The 19,238-nt window shown below is 54.9% G+C and carries 14 protein-coding genes, 1 pseudogene and 1 other annotated feature; of the genes and pseudogenes, 4 read left to right on the top strand and 11 right to left on the bottom strand.

All coding sequences use genetic code 11. The features are described from left to right. Positions 1–3: 3 nt before the first annotated feature. The 8 genes from ABEG21_RS21725 to ABEG21_RS21690 all read right to left on the bottom strand — a co-directional run bounded on the left by ABEG21_RS21725 (position 4) and on the right by ABEG21_RS21690 (position 10,392). The gene (locus ABEG21_RS21725) at positions 4–627 is read right to left on the bottom strand and encodes a cytochrome c oxidase subunit 3 (protein ID WP_347558643.1); all 624 of its coding nucleotides are present in this window, start codon (positions 625–627) and stop codon (positions 4–6) included. Then, entirely contained in the window at positions 624–2,735 is a 2,112-nt protein-coding gene (locus ABEG21_RS21720; RefSeq protein ID WP_347558642.1) for a cbb3-type cytochrome c oxidase subunit I, read from the bottom strand. Before ABEG21_RS21720 ends, ABEG21_RS21725 begins: the two co-directional genes overlap by 4 nt. After that, positions 2,732–3,763, bottom strand: a complete 1,032-nt coding sequence (locus tag ABEG21_RS21715; protein ID WP_347558641.1) for a cytochrome ubiquinol oxidase subunit II — start codon at positions 3,761–3,763, stop codon at positions 2,732–2,734. The genes ABEG21_RS21720 and ABEG21_RS21715 overlap by 4 nt, the downstream gene beginning before the upstream one ends. A gap of 383 nt (positions 3,764–4,146) precedes the next feature. Then, complete coding sequence (locus tag ABEG21_RS21710) at positions 4,147–5,817, bottom strand: GMC family oxidoreductase (RefSeq protein ID WP_347558640.1); 1,671 nt, start codon at positions 5,815–5,817, stop codon at positions 4,147–4,149. Further along, on the bottom strand, positions 5,807–6,460 hold the full coding sequence (locus ABEG21_RS21705) for a gluconate 2-dehydrogenase subunit 3 family protein (RefSeq protein WP_347558639.1): 654 nt from the start codon (positions 6,458–6,460) through the stop codon (positions 5,807–5,809). Before ABEG21_RS21705 ends, ABEG21_RS21710 begins: the two co-directional genes overlap by 11 nt. Next, positions 6,457–7,419, bottom strand: coding sequence for a hypothetical protein (locus ABEG21_RS21700; protein WP_347559115.1), 963 nt, complete (start codon positions 7,417–7,419; stop codon positions 6,457–6,459). The genes ABEG21_RS21705 and ABEG21_RS21700 overlap by 4 nt, the downstream gene beginning before the upstream one ends. Before the next feature lie 59 nt (positions 7,420–7,478). Beyond that, positions 7,479–8,582, bottom strand: coding sequence for an enolase C-terminal domain-like protein (locus ABEG21_RS21695; RefSeq protein ID WP_347558638.1), 1,104 nt, complete (start codon positions 8,580–8,582; stop codon positions 7,479–7,481). Position 8,583: 1 nt separating this feature from the next. Continuing rightward, positions 8,584–10,392: a thiamine pyrophosphate-requiring protein gene (locus ABEG21_RS21690; protein ID WP_347558637.1), complete on the bottom strand. Its 1,809-nt coding sequence runs from the start codon at positions 10,390–10,392 to the stop codon at positions 8,584–8,586. A gap of 189 nt (positions 10,393–10,581) precedes the next feature. Between ABEG21_RS21690 and ABEG21_RS21685 the strand changes: the two genes are divergently transcribed. The 3 genes from ABEG21_RS21685 to ABEG21_RS21675 all read left to right on the top strand — a co-directional run bounded on the left by ABEG21_RS21685 (position 10,582) and on the right by ABEG21_RS21675 (position 13,981). Beyond that, positions 10,582–11,466, top strand: a complete 885-nt coding sequence (locus ABEG21_RS21685) for an SMP-30/gluconolactonase/LRE family protein (RefSeq protein ID WP_347558636.1) — start codon at positions 10,582–10,584, stop codon at positions 11,464–11,466. Positions 11,467–12,044: 578 nt separating this feature from the next. Continuing rightward, on the top strand, positions 12,045–12,389 hold the full coding sequence (gene tnpB / locus ABEG21_RS21680; protein WP_347558635.1) for an IS66 family insertion sequence element accessory protein TnpB: 345 nt from the start codon (positions 12,045–12,047) through the stop codon (positions 12,387–12,389). A gap of 44 nt (positions 12,390–12,433) precedes the next feature. Then, the gene (locus ABEG21_RS21675; RefSeq protein ID WP_347558634.1) at positions 12,434–13,981 is read left to right on the top strand and encodes an IS66 family transposase; all 1,548 of its coding nucleotides are present in this window, start codon (positions 12,434–12,436) and stop codon (positions 13,979–13,981) included. Positions 13,982–14,358: 377 nt separating this feature from the next. Here the strand turns inward: ABEG21_RS21675 and ABEG21_RS21670 are convergent, their stop codons facing one another. Both ABEG21_RS21670 and ABEG21_RS21665 read right to left on the bottom strand, forming a co-directional pair. Continuing rightward, on the bottom strand, positions 14,359–15,393 hold the full coding sequence (locus ABEG21_RS21670) for an IS110 family transposase (protein ID WP_347558633.1): 1,035 nt from the start codon (positions 15,391–15,393) through the stop codon (positions 14,359–14,361). 584 nt (positions 15,394–15,977) lie between these two features. Then, positions 15,978–16,254 (bottom strand): annotated as a pseudogene (locus ABEG21_RS21665) (IS3 family transposase); the annotation flags it as partial. A gap of 248 nt (positions 16,255–16,502) precedes the next feature. On the opposite strand from ABEG21_RS21665, the gene lpxO reads away from it, so the two are divergent. Next, positions 16,503–17,402, top strand: coding sequence for a lipid A hydroxylase LpxO (gene lpxO / locus ABEG21_RS21660; RefSeq protein WP_347558632.1), 900 nt, complete (start codon positions 16,503–16,505; stop codon positions 17,400–17,402). Positions 17,403–17,995: 593 nt separating this feature from the next. On the opposite strand, the gene ABEG21_RS21655 is transcribed toward lpxO, so the two are convergent. Continuing rightward, positions 17,996–19,230, bottom strand: a protein-coding gene (locus ABEG21_RS21655) for an IS3 family transposase (protein WP_347557067.1) whose coding sequence is annotated in 2 segments (ribosomal slippage) — positions 17,996–18,951 and positions 18,951–19,230 — 1,236 coding nt in all. Because the reading frame shifts where the segments join, the coding sequence is not laid out codon by codon here. Beyond that, positions 18,836–18,952, bottom strand: a sequence feature (AL1L pseudoknot). Its footprint overlaps the gene before it by 117 nt. Positions 19,231–19,238 lie beyond the last annotated feature (8 nt).

Raw genomic sequence — 19,238 nt, 5'->3', positions numbered from 1 at the left:
TCGTCATCGAATCGATCCTATATAGACGATTGAAAAGATAGCGATCCAAATGATATCGAGGAAATGCCAAAACAACGCAAGGCGCATGATTCCCAATTTTGTCTGCGTGTCTATGCCATAACGAGCTATCTGACCCATGATGCAAACCAGCCAAATGCAGCCAACGAAAACGTGGATTCCGTGCAAAGGCACGAGATCGAAAAAAGCGGACAGAAACCCGCTTCGGCTCGGATAACCGCCGTTCGCAAACATGTTTTGGAAATCCCGCAGCTCGAAGCCAAGAAAAGTGACACCTAGCAGCAGTGTCACAGTAAGCCACACAAGCAAACGGAAGATATTGTGCCTGTATTTGAGTGCAAGCGACACCAAGCCGAAAGTGAAACTGCTCAAGAGCAGCAGTAAGGTTTCAATGAAGACACTTTTGATGTCATAGAGCTGATACGGCCCGGGTCCTCCAGCGGTGGCACGCAACGATGTCACATAGGTTGCGAAAACCATGCCAAAAAGGATTGCGTCGCTCATGAGAAAGACCCAGAATCCGAAAATTAAGGACTCGGCGGCCTCGTCATCGTTACCGTGCGAGACGCTCAGATTCAACCCGGGGTATTTGGCGGCTTCTCGGTTCATGAGGCAGTCTCACGCAAGTTTTTTCCCGCCAATCCATGATTGTTCGGCATGCATTCTTTGGCTCGCGATATTGACGAAGTGGCCGCCACTCTTTCGAGCCAATCAAGATGCTCCGCCCGCACCTGCGCCGCGGCGACTACACGCGTCGTGTCTCGGGCGAAGCCGTGCACTATCATCACTGCCATCACGGCAATAGATGACACAATGACCATCCACCACATGTGCCACACAAGGCCAAATGCAAGTGTGAAACTGATGGCAGCAATAGCCGGACCCATTGCGCTATTCTTAGGCATTTCGATATCTTCGTAATGCGCGTGCGGCTCGTACGCGCGATCTTGAGACTTAAGCGCGCTGAAAGCGTCTCGGTCCGACACCCTTGGGATTAGCGCGAAGTTGTACTCGGGCGGTGGCGCCGACGTGGACCACTCCAAGCTTCGCCCGTCCCATGGGTCACCGGCGAATACACGATTAGCTTCACGTTTTCTAATCGATACCCACAATTGAATCGCTAACCCCGTTAGGGCCAGCACAATGATCACGGCACCCAGCAATGCCACCATCTCGAGTGGAGCGTAAGCTCGCTCTGAATAAGCAACGGTACGACGTGGCATTCCCATCAGTCCCAATGCGTAAAGTGGAAAGAACGCAAGCATAAAGCCGACGATCCAAAGCAGAGCCGAGATTTTTCCCCACGGCTCATTCAAACGAAACCCAAAGGCTTTTGGAAACCAAAAGTGATAGGCAGCCAGCATGCCGAACAATACGCCGGGAACCGCAACGTTGTGAAAATGGGCGACGAGAAAAACGCTATTGTGCACTTGGTAATCGATACCAGGGTCTGCTAGCAAAATTCCACTCATGCCACCCAACACAAATAAAAGCATAAAGCCGACGGAATAGATCATTGGGACGGTGAAGCGGATGCGCCCCCGAAACATCGTGAGCATCCAGTCATAGATTTTAACGCCGGTGGGAATGCCGATCAGCATCGAGGCAATGCCAAACACAGCGTTGATATCTGCTCCTTGCCCCATTGTAAAAAAGTGATGTACCCAAACCGTGAACGAAAGAATTGCGATGGCCATCGTCGCCATGACGAGAGCGCGATACCCAAACAGTGCCTTGCCTGAGAAAGTTGAGACGACTTCGGAATAAACACCAAACGCCGGCAGTATCAAGATGTAGACCTCGGGATGCCCGAACAGCCAAAAGAGGTTGGCAAAATGCATCATGTTGCCGCCAAGATCGTTTGTAAAATAGTGGAAGCCAAGATAGCGGTCGAGCGCGAGCTGTGCTGTCGCAACCGTCAGCGGCGGCATAGCAAAAATCATGAGGATGCTGGTACATAGCGCAGTCCAGGTAAAGAGCGGCATACGCATATACGTCATGCCCGGCGCACGACGTTTGTAGATCGTGACCACGAAATTGATCCCCGTGAATGTGGATCCGAGAGACGCCAAAGACAACGACCAGATCCAATAATCAGGTCCAACCCCAGGACTGAAAGTAGCCTCTGTATATGGCGGATATCCAAACCAACCTCCGGTTGAGAACTTTCCAATGCAAAGGGATACCATGATGAGCGCCGCGCCCGCGGCGGTTAGCCCCAAGCTAATTGAGTTAAGCACAGGAAATGCAACGTCACGCGTGCCGATCTGTAAAGGCATCGCGTAGTTGATGATGCCGGTAAGGAATGGCATGGCCATGAAGAAAATCATGATCGTGCCGTGTGTGCTGAATAGCTGTGCAAAATGATCGGGAGAGAGGAACCCACCGCCCAGCCCGAATGCTTGTTGCGTGCGCATCAATAGCGCCTCGATGAGGGCGCGCGCGAGCATGACAAAAGCGAGGACGACATACATGATGCCGATCTTTTTATGGTCGGGACTCGTGAGCCATTCGGACCACAATACACCCCACTTTTGATATCGTGTAAGCAACAAGACGGTCACGAACCCTCCAAGAACAACCATCGACGCCGCGCCCGTCGCTATGATGCCGTTGATCACATTAACCTTGGTGGGGTCCTGCAGCATTTCCCAAAAAGGAAGCGATGGCAGACTAAGCCGGCCCAACGGGTGCGAAAAAATCTCGGAGCAGCTCACGGGTTGGAGTCCTGACGTATCGGGGTGGAAGGAAGATACCCATGCGCAACGCGCATGGTAGAGGTCGTTCCAGTGGCCAACCGCGTAAACGCGGTGCCATTCATCGTCGCCTTCACAATGCTCGGAAAGACGGCGGGATCAACGTGGCTGAAGTAGATGCCCCCTTCGGCGTCCTTGGACACACCTAATGCGAGCGCAAGTTGCGCTTGTGTGGACGGCTGCGCTAAGTGGCTTAGGGTGCCTGCGTCGAGATGCTGGCTAGCCGATTGCCGCTGCTTCACCCAACTTTGAAATTCCTGCGCGCTCATGGCCAACGCTGAAAATTGCTGTGCATGGAAACCGTTGCCGTTATACATCGTATTTTCGCCCATAAAGCGCCCGGGCTTGTTTGCCAGCAAGTGTAGCTGTGTCACCATGCCGCCCATCGCGTACATTTGACTTCCTAAAGACGGTATCAGCAGTGACTGCATCGCCGTGGCGGACGTGATGTCCATTGCGACAGGCTGCCCCGTCGGAATAGCCAAAACGCCAATGGATGCTATCCCCAAGTCAGGATAGAGAAACAACCATTTCCAGTCGTATCCTATGACCTGCACGCGAAGCGCCGAATTGGGGGATAAGATTGGTCTGTAGGGGTCGAGCGCATGCGTGCTCCGCCACACCAGCGTGCCGAGCACTGCCACGATTACGACCGGTCCACTCCACGCGATTACCTCCAAAGGGGTACTGGAAGCCCAGTTCGGGGCATAGCGCGAGGACTTTGCACCAAATCGGTACCGCCAAGCAAACCAGGGAAGGAGAATAAATACGGGAAGAGCAACGAAGATTGCGAGTATTGCCACCATTTCGAAGAAGTGCGTCTGCTGTATCGCTGCTATCGGGCCCTGCGGATCTAAAAAGCTCCGGTGAATGTCACTAGCGCATCCGCTCAGTGCCAACGGAATTACGCAAAGATAGGCATCGCGCAAAATCGACTTTGTTCGGGGTCGTTGATCGATAACATCGGGTTGATCATGTTTAGCAGACATACGATGCCACCTCTGCCGGGTGCGGCGATGTTTCAAAGCGCGAATGAGCAGAAACATTTTCACGATAACGTACAGTCTAAGTTTGTTGCTCTTTAAAAAATCCAAGTGTCAGGCAACGTTTACTGGAGGCGTGGAGATACGATTTCGAAAAAATCTTACTTCTCTTCAGGGCCGACGAGATATTAAACCACTGACAGTCAGCCAATCCGGTTGGGCGACGCCACTCCCGCGTATGGAGCAAATTTGTGCTTTCTGCCCCGGGTGCCACTACCAATACTCAGCCTTGCCGGATTTCTTGGGAAAAATGACGTTTAAGTTTGTCGCGATCGTTTTCCCCTTGGCTTAGGTCAAACCCGTCGAGATCGGGCGTAGCTATAAACATGTCAGACATACGTAGCCGCAGCGCGCCCCCTTACCTCACCACTTCTGTTCAGTTCTGAGATCCGGTCTGCGGTGCGTAAGGCAATCGCTTGGATCGTCAGGGAGGGGTTGACGCCCCCAACCGTCGGAAACACCGACCCGTCACAGATCCACAGGTTAGGAACGTCCCAGCTCCGACAGTCTGCATCGACGACACTTGTTTTCGGGTCCTTACCCATTCTGACCGAACCGTTCAGATGGCAGGTGTCGTCAACTTCTCTCCACGTATCGCGCCCGCCCGCTGCCTTCAGAGTTTTGTCCATAAAATTCACGGCATGCGATACCATGCGTTTATCGTTTTCGCATAGCGAATACGTGACGCGCGCGATGGGTAAGCCGTATTGGTCTTTGTCGTCTGCCAGCGTCACGCAATTACGCTCCTGCGGCATATACTCTCCGACCATTTTGAAGCCGGCCTGATGGTTGTATTTCAACATTTCCAGGCTCAAGGCGTCGCCCCATAGACCTCGGCCATTGAGCGTTGCGGACCATGCTTTTGGCAACGGCCCCTGACTCATGAAACTGTAACCACCGAAAAAATCTTTATCCGTATCCTTGTAGTTCCAATGCTCAGTCAATGACAGAGAGGGAGGCCCCTTATACCAACGAATCTCCTCATCCATCGTGCCATAGACGCCTTGATTGGCTTGTACTGTCAGATACTTACCGACCAGCCCAGAACTATTCGCCAAGCCATCGGGATAACGACCGGTCGCCGACATTAACAAAAGTCGCGGCGTCTCGATCGCATAGCCCGCAACAATGACGTTTTTCGCCTTTTGAAATTGCCACTTACCCTCGCGGAAATATTCCACGCCCGAGACTCGCCCTGCGTCATTCACCGCGATACGACCGACCATCGCTAAGTCCCGAATCTCGGCACCCGCCTCGACGGCACGAGGAATCCAAGTCACCAGGGCGCTTTGTTTTGCATTCGTCGAACAGCCAGATACGCAAAATCCACGGTACACACATGGGTGCGCTTTCCCGTCCGGCGCCGACAAGGTCGCCAATGGCGTGGCCGACCAGTCGATTCCCATCGCCTCGGCGCCCCTCGCCAGCACCAGCGCCGAAGCATTCAGTTCGTGCGCACGGTACGGGTATCTTGGCCTCTTCGGTCCCCACGGGTAATTAATGGGGCCAGAGATATGAAGCGCCTGCTCCACTTGCGCGTAATATCGCCACATCTCTTTCCAATCAAGGGGCCAATCCTCGCCATATCCCAGTAAAGTTTTGGATTGAAACCACTCTGGCCTGAATCGAAGGGAAACCATCGCAAAGTGAACGGTACTCCCTCCCACCGCCTTGCCACTGTTGTTGTTCCCAAGCTTGAGCGGGTTATCGCCATCGCAGATTCGGTCATCGGTCCAAAAGAGTTTGGATTGGTGAGTCTCGTCGGAAGCAAACTCTTCCAGCGGCCGCCACCACGCCCCCGCATCGAAGGCGACTACGCTAAAACCCATCTCCGCGAGTCGACACGCGAGGGTCCCGCCGCCGGCACCTGTTCCGACTATCGCAAAATCAACCTCTTCATTTTCTGGATATTCGCGCATGGGAATCCAGCCTTTTTGGCTGAAAACGTCCGGGGCTTGACCGTTTTTGCCTCTAGGGATTTCAAGTGCGTCACTTAACACGGCCATTCTCCAGGCGAGCGGCAACGACGCCGCCATTTTTTTTCACTTCGACGGCTTCCCAAGGATCTCTGCGATCAAAATATAGACGCACGTAGCCACGAGGATTAGCAGGTCCGCCAAAGCCTATTTCGGACCACGCGTGTGGGTGGGAGTAATAGGCACCGCAGATATCGTGTAGAACCCGAGCCGAAAAAAAGAGTTTCGGCGCTATCTTCTCCCAGGCGCCATGGATGACGTCGCCATTTTGAACGCTCTTGAGCAATTCGATGCGCTGCGTTTGCGTGAGGTCTGCAAAAGATCGATGCCAGCGGGCTTCGGATTCCGCGTCCAGCGCAGCCAACCCGAGTAGCCAAGCTTCGGATGGCGGAGGAAGCTGAGCATTGCGAAAGCCGTCTTTGATACCCTTCTGCAAATTCTCATCCAACATGGCGGCCAGGGGGACTTCGGGAGGAGCTTCTGCCTGCGGGACAATACAATGACACAACGCCATTACCGTGCGCGATTGCGCTTGATCAAAGAATTGGGGAGCAGAGCGGACCGACATACGATCGCTGACAACTCGGCGCGAGGCGTCATCCCATGATGGCGTGGCAATCTTGCGCAGCACATCGTAACCGGGGTATTGCGTCTCTCGCTGTGTCATTTTTCCGTTTCTCTCAATCTGAGCGCTGCCAGCCCTGCTAAAGCCAAAGCAGAAAAACTGGGTGGTGCCGGCAGTGGCGGCCCGCTAAATAAGTTCTGGCTCCAGTTCCGCCACCCGCCCTGGCGCCGCGCGATGCCACGTGCATGAAACCCGGAGCCAATCACGCCGAGGCACATCGTTACAAACATCCAAAGACGTGCAAAGCCACGCGGGCGCGGTGCTGAAACAGTGGCAGCTGCCAATACCAGCGCCGCTGCAGGCGGGATCAACACCGGTGCATACATGGCTTTATGCTGAAACGACCCTCGAAAATGCAGAAGTGCAGCCTCACCTACCGTGCCCATCAAGCCAGCGCTGATAAACAACCCCAGCGCAGTCCCCGCAGGCAAACCCAACAGTCGCGGGTCTTCCTCCGGCTGATCTCGCAAACGTTCCGCCAAAGCACCCAAAGCGCCTGACAACAAAAGGGCCATGGGCGCACCAAGCGGTGCTGCATGAAACAGGTTATTCCAACTCCAGCCGCCTGGACGCTTTGTGACGTTATAAAGATGGAAAGCGGTGCCGGAAATGCCGGCCGCTGCGGCACAAAGATACACGCCGTGACGCAGTGTGTGTTGCGCGGGCGTTCGGTCCGCGCCACCGTGTACGCCGGAAATCATCGATAGCGTTGAAGAGATCAACGGCGTCCACATGGCCGGATTGTTGAACGACCCTCTGTAGTGCTCCATCGCGCTATCGGTCAGCACGGATAAAGCTAATAAACCAGCGCTATGGTTCAAAGAACGAGCCGCCTCTATGTGCGCAGGAATATTGTCAGACAACGTTGACATACCCGGAGACGGTAATCGCGGCGTCGCACGGAGTTCTGGCTTGTCAGTTTCTCGCGTCTGCTTTCGTACCGTCGCTAAAGCGATCCCGCCTGCAACAACACCAAACAAAGCCATCCATCGATTACCCATCATGCTGACTTTTCCAAAGTTACTGACATTTCACCCACGAGGTAGCGCTTGGCATCGACCTACCGCAACGCGATGCCAAAACCTGGCCGGGATAAGTCGAGGCGAACAACGCCATTCGATGCAGCAGGGGCTCCGTCAAATAGCATCGTTTCAATGCGGACATGATCATGAAACCATTCGAGATGCCTGAAGTTCGCGATCGAACCGGCAATGTGACGGTGTAATGCGGGCGCGCAATGCGCTGAAAAAGGAATATGAAAAGCATCTGAAAGCGCCGCCGCTTTTAGAAATCCCGTGACGCCACCGCACCTGCTCGCATCCGCTTGAAGCACATCCACCGATTTTGCATTTAGCAAACCCAGGAAATTGTCAGTGTTGTATCCGTATTCGCCTGCGGCGATCTCCATGCCTACCGGTGCTCGCCGTCGTACGCTGGAAAGCCCCAGGGTATCGTCAGATGAGACTGGCTCCTCGAACCATGACACGTCATACGTAGAAAACGCCTCGGCCATCGCTAACGCTGATCTTACTGTAAACGCACCATTGGCATCTACAAAGAGCCCCGCTGTACCTCCAATTGCGGCTCTCGCGACTTTGACCCGATCTACGTCCTTCTCGGGATGCGTTCCGATCTTCATCTTAACCCACTGGCATCCGTCCTTCTCGATCCAACTCGATAGCTGAGCTTGAAGTTGCCGATTCGAATAGGTTGTGAAGCCACCGCTTCCGTAGATGGGTACGTCGTTCCGTACCATGCCCAGCAATTGCCCCAGAGGCAATCCCAAAAGCTTCGCTTTCGCGTCCCATAGGGCGGCGTCAATGGCAGATATCGCCGTCGCACACATTCCTTCACGCCCAATATTGCGGATATGGCGCTGCAACTTTTGCCAACACGCCTCGATATCGAAAACGTTTGCACCGGCAAGCACGGGCGCCAGGGTTTGGCAAATCAACCCAACGCTGCTAGCGTCTGTATAGGTGTAGCCAAGACCAATCACGGAGCCCGCCGTCAACTCGACCGCAATCAATGTGGTCGAGGACCATGCAAAGGTACCGTCCGCTTCCGGACAGTCTGTGGGGATCGTAAATGCACGAGCGCGTACCTGCGTGATCGGCACTCGCTCTCGACAACTAGAGATGTCACCTCCCGATGGCGTCGCCATTTCAATCTCTATGCCCAGGAAGTACGGAACTCAGCACTTGTTTAGCCGTTTCCACAATCACACTCCCTTCATTCGGGTCTCCCTCAAAAAGCGTCGTTGCGAATGCCTTTGCTTGTTGCAGTGTGATATGCGGCGGTAGCGGCGGCACGCTCGGGTCGGCCTTCACCTCGATCAAAACAGGTACGTGGGACGCAAATGCCGCTTCCCAGGCCGTCCCCATCTTCTCAGCGCTATCGACATAAATGCCCTTCAGTCCGATCATTTCCGCAAACTGGTGGTAGGGCACCGACGGAATATCTTGAGAGGCGGAAAACTTCGGATCGCCTTCCATGACACGCTGCTCCCACGTCACCTGATTCAGATCGGCATTATTCAACACCATGCATATCCACTGAGGGGAGGCCCACTGCTTGTAGTACTTGGCGACTGTGATTAGCTCGGCCATATTGTTCATTTGCATTGCACCATCACCAACCAAAGCGACGACGGGACGGGACGAATGCGCAAATTTGGCTGCAATTGCATAAGGGACTGCGGCCCCCATGGATGCAAGACCACCGGATAAAGAGCACATCATGCCAGTCTGCACCTTTAGATCCCGCGCATACCAATTTGCGCAGGAGCCTGAGTCGCTTGTCACGATGGCATTCGAGGGAATCCGGGAGGACAGTTCGAACACGGTACGCTGCGGATTAATACCGGTCTTCGCGCTATCCTTAGATTCCACAAGCGCACGTTTTTCCAGCGTGGACCACCACTTCGCAGTCCACCCGGAAATCTTCTTGCGCCAGCTCTGATCGTCTTTCTGCTGAATGAGTGGCAAGAGTGCACGGATCGTTTCGCCGCTATCTCCCACCAAATTCACTTCCATTGGATACCGCAGGCTCAGCATGTCAGCCTTGAGGTCGATTTGAACCCCTCGCGCAGCACCTTCCTTGGGTAAAAACTCTGCGTAAGGAAAGCCCGATCCGATCATTAAAAAGGTATCGCATTCGGCCATTAAGTGATCACTCGGCTCTGTCCCCAAAAGGCCGATCGATCCGGTAACCCACGGCAAATCATCAGGAAGAACCGCCTTACCGAGCAGCGCCTTGGCAACGCCTGCACTTAGCTTGTTTGCAAGCACGATGAGGTCTTCACGAGCGCCCAATGCGCCTGCACCTGCCAAAATCGCGACCTTCTTTCCGGCATTCAAAATCTCGGCTGCTCGCCTCAAATCTGCGTCAAACGGCACGACCCTGGAGGGCTGATAGCCCACCCCCGAATGCACCGTCCCGTGCTTACGAGCGGGCGCTTCATAGGGAAGATCCTGCAGATCATTCGGTAGGATCAGTGCCGTAACCTTACGCTCGGAAATGGCCGTTCGTACCGCACGATCTACCAGGTGCCGCACTTGCGCCGGAACCACTGCTTGTTGAACGAAAGCGCCGGCCACGTCCTTGAACAAACTGGAAAGATCTAATTCCTGCTGATAATGGCCTCCTAGCGAAGCCCGTGCTTGTTGACCGACGAGTGCTAGAACTGGCATATGGTCCATGCGCGCGTCATACAGCCCTGTCACCAAATGCGACGCACCGGGGCCGGAGGTGGCAATACAAACGCCAAGTTCCCCCGTAAACTTTGCGTGGGCCGACGCCATAAATGCCGCCATTTCCTCATGGCGGGCTTGAATGAATTCGATTTTTCCTTCGGCACGATTAAGGGCACCAAAGACACCATTGATGCCGTCGCCCGGATATCCGTAAATCCGCCGAACGCCCCACGCGTACAAACGATCGACGATAAAGTCGCCAACTGTTGGCTTACTCATTCTGGACTCCAAGTTAGGGACACACCGAACTCCGCTAAAGCGGCATCAGATCGCCGTCATCATCTAGCAAAGCCCGGGCCTGAAAGGCAATCGAAGGTGTCCAGAAGATAATTGCGAATCCGTGGCGAACCAGCATCACACTCCGGTAAGCTGATAGGAGATCGGGGCTTCCTGCGGAGGAAAAGCATCATGCATATCGAACTGATTCTGGATGCAGGCGCAACCATTGGAGAGTCACCAACATGGGTCCCCCAAGAAAATGCGCTTTATTGGATTGATGTGAAAAAACCTGCACTTTATCGATTGGCCGCGGACACCCGACACACGCGCTGCTGGCCTTTACCAAGTGATATCGGCGCATTTGCATTGCTTGAATCACAGGATGGCGCAGTCGTGGCGTTACGCCACGGCGTGTTTCATCTAGAATTTTCGTCAGGCGCGCTCACACTGTTGTCGCCTCCTCCTTTCGATCCGAATCTGTTTCGGTTCAATGAGGGAGCCTGCGACAGCGCGGGGCGATTTTGGATTGGTGCAATGTTCGATCCGGTAGTACCTACGAACACGCGAGCGAAAACGTCGCTGCACTCATTTACATTTGCGAGCGGACTGCGGCCGGAGCCTGATGCAGCGGAGCTGTATAACGGTATGGCGTGGTCGCCTGAAGAGACTGCCTTCTTCCTATCCCATTCGCAAAAGCAGGAGATCTACCGCTTTGACTACGATGTACAGAAGGGAAAGATCTCAGAGCGAAAGCTTTTCGCGCGCGTGCGCGCGGAAGACGGCGTCCCCGATGGTGCTGCAGTCGACATAGAAGGCGGGTACTGGTGTGCGTTGCATGGGGCGGCGAAGATCAGACGTTATACGGCAAACGGCGCGGTCGATCGCGAAATTGATTTGCCCGTCAGCCAGCCGACCATGTGCGCTTTTGGCGGTGCGAAATTAAAAGATCTCTTCATTACTAGTGCTGCTGACAGTCTTAGCGTTCAACAGAAACGACAGGAGCCGCTTTGTGGTGGCCTGTTCCGCGTGCGTACATTGGTACGGGGTGCGGAGCGTCATTGCTTCGTGCGTTAGACTTATTGTGTAGTAATGGTATGAACGCGTCCCACCCGTGATCTTGAAGGAATAGACTGGGATTCTTACGATTCGACGAAATCGATAAGTCGAAGCGAGAATGCTCCATTCCTAGTCAATCAGGGGTAAGCGTCCACCCAAGGCATCTTTCGTCGCGACATGAACGCGATCATGCTGTCGGATTTTTCGGTGGATGCAGACGATGGAAGGCAAGGAAGTGGTACCTGTCACGCGGCGCACGGCGCGGCGCAGTTTCACCAAGGAATTTAAGCGCGAGCTTGTGCGCCAAGCCATGTTGCCGGACGTGTCGCGCGCAGCATTGGCATTGGCCAACGGCGTCAACGCCAATCAACTAGCGCGCTGGTGCCGCGAGCATCACCGCGCTGATCACGTCACGTTCGTGCCCGTAGTGAGCGCGGCACCCCTGCCTCAGAATATGCTCGCGCTCAGAATGCTCCGGTCTTACCGACTGAGATCGCGTGGCAACATGGCGATACCAGCATCGTTATTCGGGGTAAATTCGACGCCGAGGTGCTGCGCACCCTCATCTCGCAAACCTTGACATCGTCACGTGCAGCATGATCGGACTACCTCCCGGCACGCAAGTGTGGCTGGTCGCGGGCGTGACCGATATGCGGCGTGGCTTCGACGGTCTGGCTGCTGTCGTGCAAACCAAACTTGCCAACAACCCGTACGGCGGCAAGGTGTTCGTCTTCCGAGGTCGGCGCGGCGACCGAATCAAGGTGCTCTGGTGGGATGGGCAGGGTCTGTGCTTGCTCTGCAAACGCCTCGAACACGGTTACTTCGTCTGGCCGCAGGCCAATTCCGGTAGCGTGCATTTGAGCGCTGCGCAGTTGTCGATGTTGCTTGAAGGCATCGACTGGCGCCGTCCACAGCGCACCGCCACACCCCGTGCGGCGTAGTCGTAGCAGTTGTATACGTGGCCTGAAGTGCGTAAACTGTCGCCATGACCGAATCCCCTCACAATGCGCTGCCCACCGACGTCGAATCGCTCCAGCGCATGGTCGCGGATCTGGCCGGCCAGGTGCGCAAACTCCAGTCGAATCTGAGCGCACGCGAACTACTCATCGAGCACTTGCAGATTCAGATTGCGGCGCTTCGCCGCCAGATGTATGGCCGCAAGTCCGAGAAGCTGGAGGCCGAGATCGGTCAGCTCGAGCTCAAGCTCGAGGAATTGCTGCTCGACAACGGGGAAGATCCGCCGCCCGCCACACCTGCCGAACAAGAACGTAAAAACCGCACTCGCAAGCCGCTGCCGGCAGACCTGCCGCGCGACACGGTCGAGCATCTGCCCTCAGGCGATGACTGCCCGGACTGCGGCGGCGCGCTCAAGCCAATAGGTGAGGATGTCGCTGAGCAGCTCGAGTACGTGCCGGAGAGCTGGCGCGTCATTCGACACGTGCGTCCCAAATTCAGTTGCGCATGCTGTCAGACACTCGTTCAAGCGAGCGCGCCGTCGCGACCCATTGCCCGCGGGTTAGCCGGTCCGGGTTTGCTCGCACACGTCATGATCGGCAAATATGCCGATCACCTGCCGCTGTATCGACAGTCGCAAATCTATGCACGCGACGGACTGGACCTGGATCGTTCGACACTGAGCGAATGGGTAGGCGGTGTCACGCTCCTGCTTCGTCCATTAGTGGAAGCATTGCGCCGATATGTCATGTCGGGGCCAAGCGTGCACGCTGACGACACGCCAGTGCCGATGCTGGCACCGGGCAAAGGCAAGACTGTCACGGGTCGGCTGTGGGCGTATGTGCGTGACGAACGCCCAGCGGGCTCGGTGAATGCCGCCGCATTGTGGATGGCATTCACGCCCGATCGTCGCGGCGAACACCCTCAGCGCCATCTTGGCGAGTTCAACGGCGTCATCCATGCCGACGGATTTGCAGGATATGACGCGCTGTATGGCGAATCGCGAACGCAGGCGGCCTGTTGGGCACATGCCAGACGCAAGTTCTACGAACTCACAAAGTCGCATCCGTCACCGGCGGCGGGCGAAGCCGTGCGCCGTATAGCCGCCCTGTACGCGATAGAAGAGCAGATCAGGGGCGAGCCGCCGGATAAGCGTTTGCAAGTAAGAACCGAACACAGCAAACCGCTGCTCGACAGTATGCGAGCCTGGCTAGACACGCTGATCCCAACGCTATCGAACAAATCGGCGCTCGCCGGTGCGATCCAATATGCGCTCAATCGATGGGATGCGCTGAACACGTTCGTCCAGGATGGCCGTGCGGAAATCGACAATAACGCTGTCGAACGCGCGTTGCGTGCCGTGGCATTGGGTCGCAAGAATTATCTATTTGCCGGATCTGAATCTGGCGGCGAGCGTGCTGCCGCCATGTACAGCCTGATCGGTACGGCCAAGCTCAACGATATCGAGCCCGGGGCGTATCTGCACGAGGTGCTCACGCGCATAGCCGATTACCCGGTCAACCAGATCGACGATTTGCTGCCGTCGAACATCGCTTCCAGCAAACTCCGCGAAGCTTAAAAGGCTTATTGAAGTGCCCATTTAAAAATAAATGGGCACTTCCGTCATGCCGCGGATCATCAGCACGACACCGAAAATACACATCACGCAAGATGCCGTCGTTGGACGTACATGGACGCCCCCGGTTTGCCAAGCTTTCAGTCCATGACAGTTTGAGAGAGAAGATTGCACCCGTACATCCGGACTTTGTTCGCGGGCGTAGCTCGCTGTCCCTGATGGGTTTTGCTGGTCGGCTCCACAATCGCTTACACGCACTCTAGGTGCCTCGTCCACCGCGGGTTTTGCCAACCACGGTCTTACCTGTCTCGCCATCACTGCCTGATTACTTGCGCAATCGTTGGATCGTTTGCTTGCTGATAAGTCAAAAAAGTTTCATCTTATGCAGATGCGCGATCTGCTTTAAAGCTCGGGTCAAACTCTCGGTGATGAACTAACATCGCCCAGATAATTCTCGCGGTTTTATTGGCCAGAGCAACCGCCGCGACGTTTGCGTTACGTCGATTAACCAATTTTAATAGCCATGAGTGAGTGTCGGCGCGCTGGTTTGCCCGGTAGATCACGGAGCGTGCACCATGAATGAGTAGCGTGCGCAAATAGGCGTCGCCACGTTTGCTCATGCCCAGTAGAGTCGACTTACCACCACTTGAACTCTGCCGTGGTACAAGCCCTAGCCATGCGGCTAGCTGCCTCCCATTGGTAAAATTCTTTGCATCGCCGATCGTCGCGGCCATTGCACTTGCGGTGATCGGGCCGATGCCAGGTACTCTCTCGAGCCGGCGGCTCAACTCACTGTTTTTATGCCAGTCTTTGATTTGTGCTTCGAGTTCGTCGACCTGCTTGTCCAGCAATTTAAGATGCTCCAGCAGTCGGTCGATTAATAGTCGAAATGCGCCTGTCAACGGCAACGTCGCGTCTTCAATAAGTTCCGGCACGCGCTTGGCTATGTACGCGATGCCCTGTGGGACGACAAGTCCAAATTCAGCCAGTAGTCCACGGATCTGATTGGCCTGTGCCGTACGTGCCTTCACAAATCCTTGCCTTGCGCGATGTAACGCGAGTACAGACTGTTGTTCGATATTCTTAATCGGCACGAACCGCATGGTCGGACGCGATACGGCCTCACAAATTGCTTCAGCATCGGCGACATCGTTTTTATTGCTCTTGACGTATGGCTTAACGAATTGCGGCGCGATCAGCTTGACATTGTGCCCGAGCGCTTCGAGCTTACGGGCCCAATGGTGGGCACCACCGCATGCTTCCATTCCTATGAGGCATGGTGGCACATTGGAAAAGAAGATTACAAATTGATCGCGGCGTAGCTGTTTGCGCAGAATCGGCTTGCCATGTTCGTTAGCGCCGTGGATCTGAAAAACGTTCTTGGCCAGATCAATTCCAATAGTCGTGATTTGCATGGTGGTCGCTCCTTGCTGGTCGACAGGTGACAGACTCCGTCACTTTATACGCCAGCACTCCGGTGTGAGGTGGAGGCGTCCATCCCATTGCTTACGTTGTACCAGCAACAGGCCTCCGAAATGCTTTCTTGCCTCAAAATGCTCATGCCAGAAGGGACTAGTTGGAATACTCCTCAAGGCGGAATGTTCATTTGGCTCCGGCTGCCTTCTGGGATGGACAGCAACGCATTATTGAGCATTGCTTTAGCTCACAAGGTCGCCTTCGTTTCAGGTGCATCGTTTTATGGGCCCACAACAAACTCAGACGACTCTCGACGAACTCTGCGGTTGTCTTTTGTTACATCAAGCACTGAGCAAATTCGTGAGGGCATCAGTCGATTGGCTGCTACTATAGAAAAAGCGCGGAAATTGCACCGCTAAGGATTGCCTAAGGAGTAGCCCTGGCTAGACGTCGACTTGTCGATGGGCCGTCCAATCAGTCTAACCGCCGGCCGCACGAACTCACTTAGCGCCGGGTGATAGCACGTTTAGGATCGATGGCCTGCTCCCCGCGATTGGTACGCGAATGCTAGCCAGGTATCTCCCGTTTTCCGGGAACGCTCACGAACCCACGCTGTCATATTTGATGACAGGGGTAATCTAACTCCGGAGGGTGAAGCTGATGCAGCGCCCGTGACCGACGTAGTCCTCGAGTGGTAGCTTCTTCTCTTCCTCTAAGTACTTGGGCGTTCCACGAACATACGTTTTCTGCAGATTGCCGCTCTACTCGAATTCCTGACACCACGCTTTGAGAAAATTCTTCGTCGGATAACTCCACTGCCGGATTGTCGCCTTGATCTGCGTTCCGAGCCTCAGATACAACTCGGCCGCACGAACACGGTCCTCGTATCAATACATGGACTACCTCCTAATAGTCCAATATTTTGTCCGCCCCCTAGGTCAGAATTCCATGCAAATTGACATACGGGAAATTTCCCCCCACTACGTAAAGCTTTGATCTGAACCCGCTAGGACAGAAATTTTTCGCGTATTTATAATATTCCATTCTCGCCGATAGACGTAGTCGGCGAAAGCGCGGCATGAACTGGAACCAGTGTGGAGTAACGAGAATGAGATGGATTATTTTGCTAGTTTTCATTTTGTCGGCCTTATATGTGCATTTTCGCGGAAAGGTCAGACACCGGTTTTTCCGTCAGATGTCGGATCACTCCACGTTCCTCGCCCCCCTAAATGTCCTGATGTATGCATTCTCGCGTGTGCCGAATACACCTTATCTTTCGCCCAGTCTGTTTCCGGAATTACGGTTGCTCGAAGCGCACTGGGAGGAAATCCGCCTGGAAGCACTTGGTCTGCTCCGTGGCGGTAACATCAAAGCCGCCGATACCTACAACGACCTTGGTTTTAATTCCTTCTTCAAATCAGGCTGGAAGCGCTTTTATCTAAAGTGGTATGACGAGGCGCATCCGTCGGCGGCGGTGCTATGTCCACGCACGACGGAACTGCTACGTGGTTTGGGCTCGGTGAAGGCGGCGATGTTTGCAGAGCTGCCGCCCGGAGCAAATCTAGTCGTGCATCGTGACCCTTATGCCGGCTCGCTGCGATACCACCTTGGTCTGGCAACACCTGGCGATCCTGACTGTTTTATCGATGTGGACGGCCAACGCTATCACTGGCGTGATGGCGAGGCAGTCGTGTTCGACGAGACCTTTATTCACACTGCGTCGAACCGGACCGCGCAAGATCGGATTATCTTATTCTGTGACGTCGAACGGCCGATGAAATACCGATGGGCACAATGGACGAACCATATGGTCGGCCGCTTTCTTATGTCTGCGGCCACATCCCCGAACGATGCGCATGACCGCACCGGCGGCTTGAATCGCGTTTTCAAATATATCTACCAGATCCGGATTGTCGGCAAGCGCCTCAAAGCATGGAATCGCAGCGTCTACTATTTGGTGAAGTGGAGTTTGTTTGCCAGCATTTTTGCCCTGATCTTCATACACTGATTTCGGTGTCAGGACTTGCACCAGTCCGCTGATCATTTTTGACCGATTTTTTTTGCTTAGGAAGACTTGCATAAGCAGCCAACTACTCACACCGGAGTCCAATGACAATGCCGTCAGTAGGTAAGGGGCGTACGCAGAAATTGCGAGGATCTCGACAGAGGTTTCGACGTCCAAACCTTCGCGCAACAGCTGCGACTGATGTACTCGATCATGGCGCGGACGTTGCAAAGGTTTAAGAGCGGCCCGGACAGCTGAAATTGCGACAACCTGCATCTATGCTAGGCCGCAAAACCGCACGGGAATTTGCTTACCTATAACTTAGCCTGCTAGATCGCCTGCTTGTCACGAGAAGCGGCAGGAAAGGGATCGCGCGGGGTAAAACTAGTTTCATATTCAGTCGGTCAAGCAAATCGGTTGACAGCTGACCAGGTATGACGCTTGCTTAACCCGTATTTTGTTAGCTGGCGCACCCTATAGTTGCTAAGCAATACGACGCGCCCTGACCAAGGTATCGTAGGCCGCGGAGGGTCTGGGAGCTCGCACTTTTGGCAGCGTCACCTGAACCACGCCGGGTTTCGTGGAGGCCGGTTGGTTTAAGTTAATACTGCCTCGGCGACGTTGATTTTGCCGTGACGGTAGTAGTTTGCCTCAGCTTCGGCTGGAGGGATATAACCGAGTGGCCCCATCAGACGATGATGGTTGAACCAAGCGACCCATTCCAACGTTGCGACTTCCACCGATTCGCGCGTTTTCCACGAACCGCGCCTGTGAATCACCTCTGCCTTGTACAATCCGTTGATGGTTTCAGCGAGCGCGTTGTCATAGCTATCGCCGCGACTTCCAACCGATGGTTCAATGCCCGCAGTACTTAATCGTTCGCTATAGCGAATGCTTAGATATTGAGATCCGCGATCCGAGTGATGCACCAATTTCTCATCGTTTGACGGTTGCCTTGCGTAAAGTGCCTGTTCTAAAGCATCCAAAACGAAATCGGTCGTCATCGAAGAGCTTACCCGCCATCCCACAATCCGCCGCGCGAAGACGTCAATGACGAATGCCACGTACAGCCACCCTTGCCAAGTAGACACGTACGTGAAATCCGAAACCCACAGCTGGTTCGGACGTTCGGCCTTGAAATGGCGGTTGACGCGATCCAGGGGGCACGGCGCGCTCTGATCGGGTATCGTCGTGCGAACGCGTTTGCCTCGCATTACACCGCGCAGACCGTGTCGTTTCATTAGACGTTGCACGGTACAGCGCGCGACCGTAATCCCTTCTCGATTGAGCTGCTTCCAGACCTTCGGCACGCCGTAGACCTGACGGTTAGCCTCCCAGACCCGCTTTACCTCTGGGCTGAGCATCTCGTCGCGTACTGCGCGGGGTGGGCGTTGCGAAGGATCCCGCAAACGCGCTGCATGGCGCCAGTAAGCCGACGGGGCCATCTGCAAAACCTTGCAGATCGGCTCGACCCCAAACGTGTCGCGATGCTGATCGACAAACGCCCTTAGGACTTCAGCCGGCGGTCGAGCTCCGCCTGGGCGAAAAAAGCGCTGGCGAGCTTCAAGATCTCGTTGGCGCGGCGCAATTCCTTGACCTCGCGCTCCAGCGCTTTTACGCGCTCACGCTCGGTACTCGTCGCGCCGTCACGCTCGCCCGAGTCGACCTCTTCACGCTGCACCCAGGCAAGTAACGTCGCGCTGGAACACCCGATCATGGGGGCAATCGACTCGACCGCCGCCCACATCGATGAATGCTCGCCGCGCTGTTCGCGAACTAGGCGAACGGCCCGCTCGCGCACTTCCGGGGAAAACTTCGATTTCTTGTTCATAGCTCCAT

Source organism: Robbsia sp. KACC 23696, from assembly GCF_039852015.1.
Classification (GTDB): Bacteria; Pseudomonadota; Gammaproteobacteria; order Burkholderiales; family Burkholderiaceae; genus Robbsia.
Note: the sequence above shows the minus strand (reverse complement) of the source record. Positions and strands in the feature narration are given on the sequence as shown.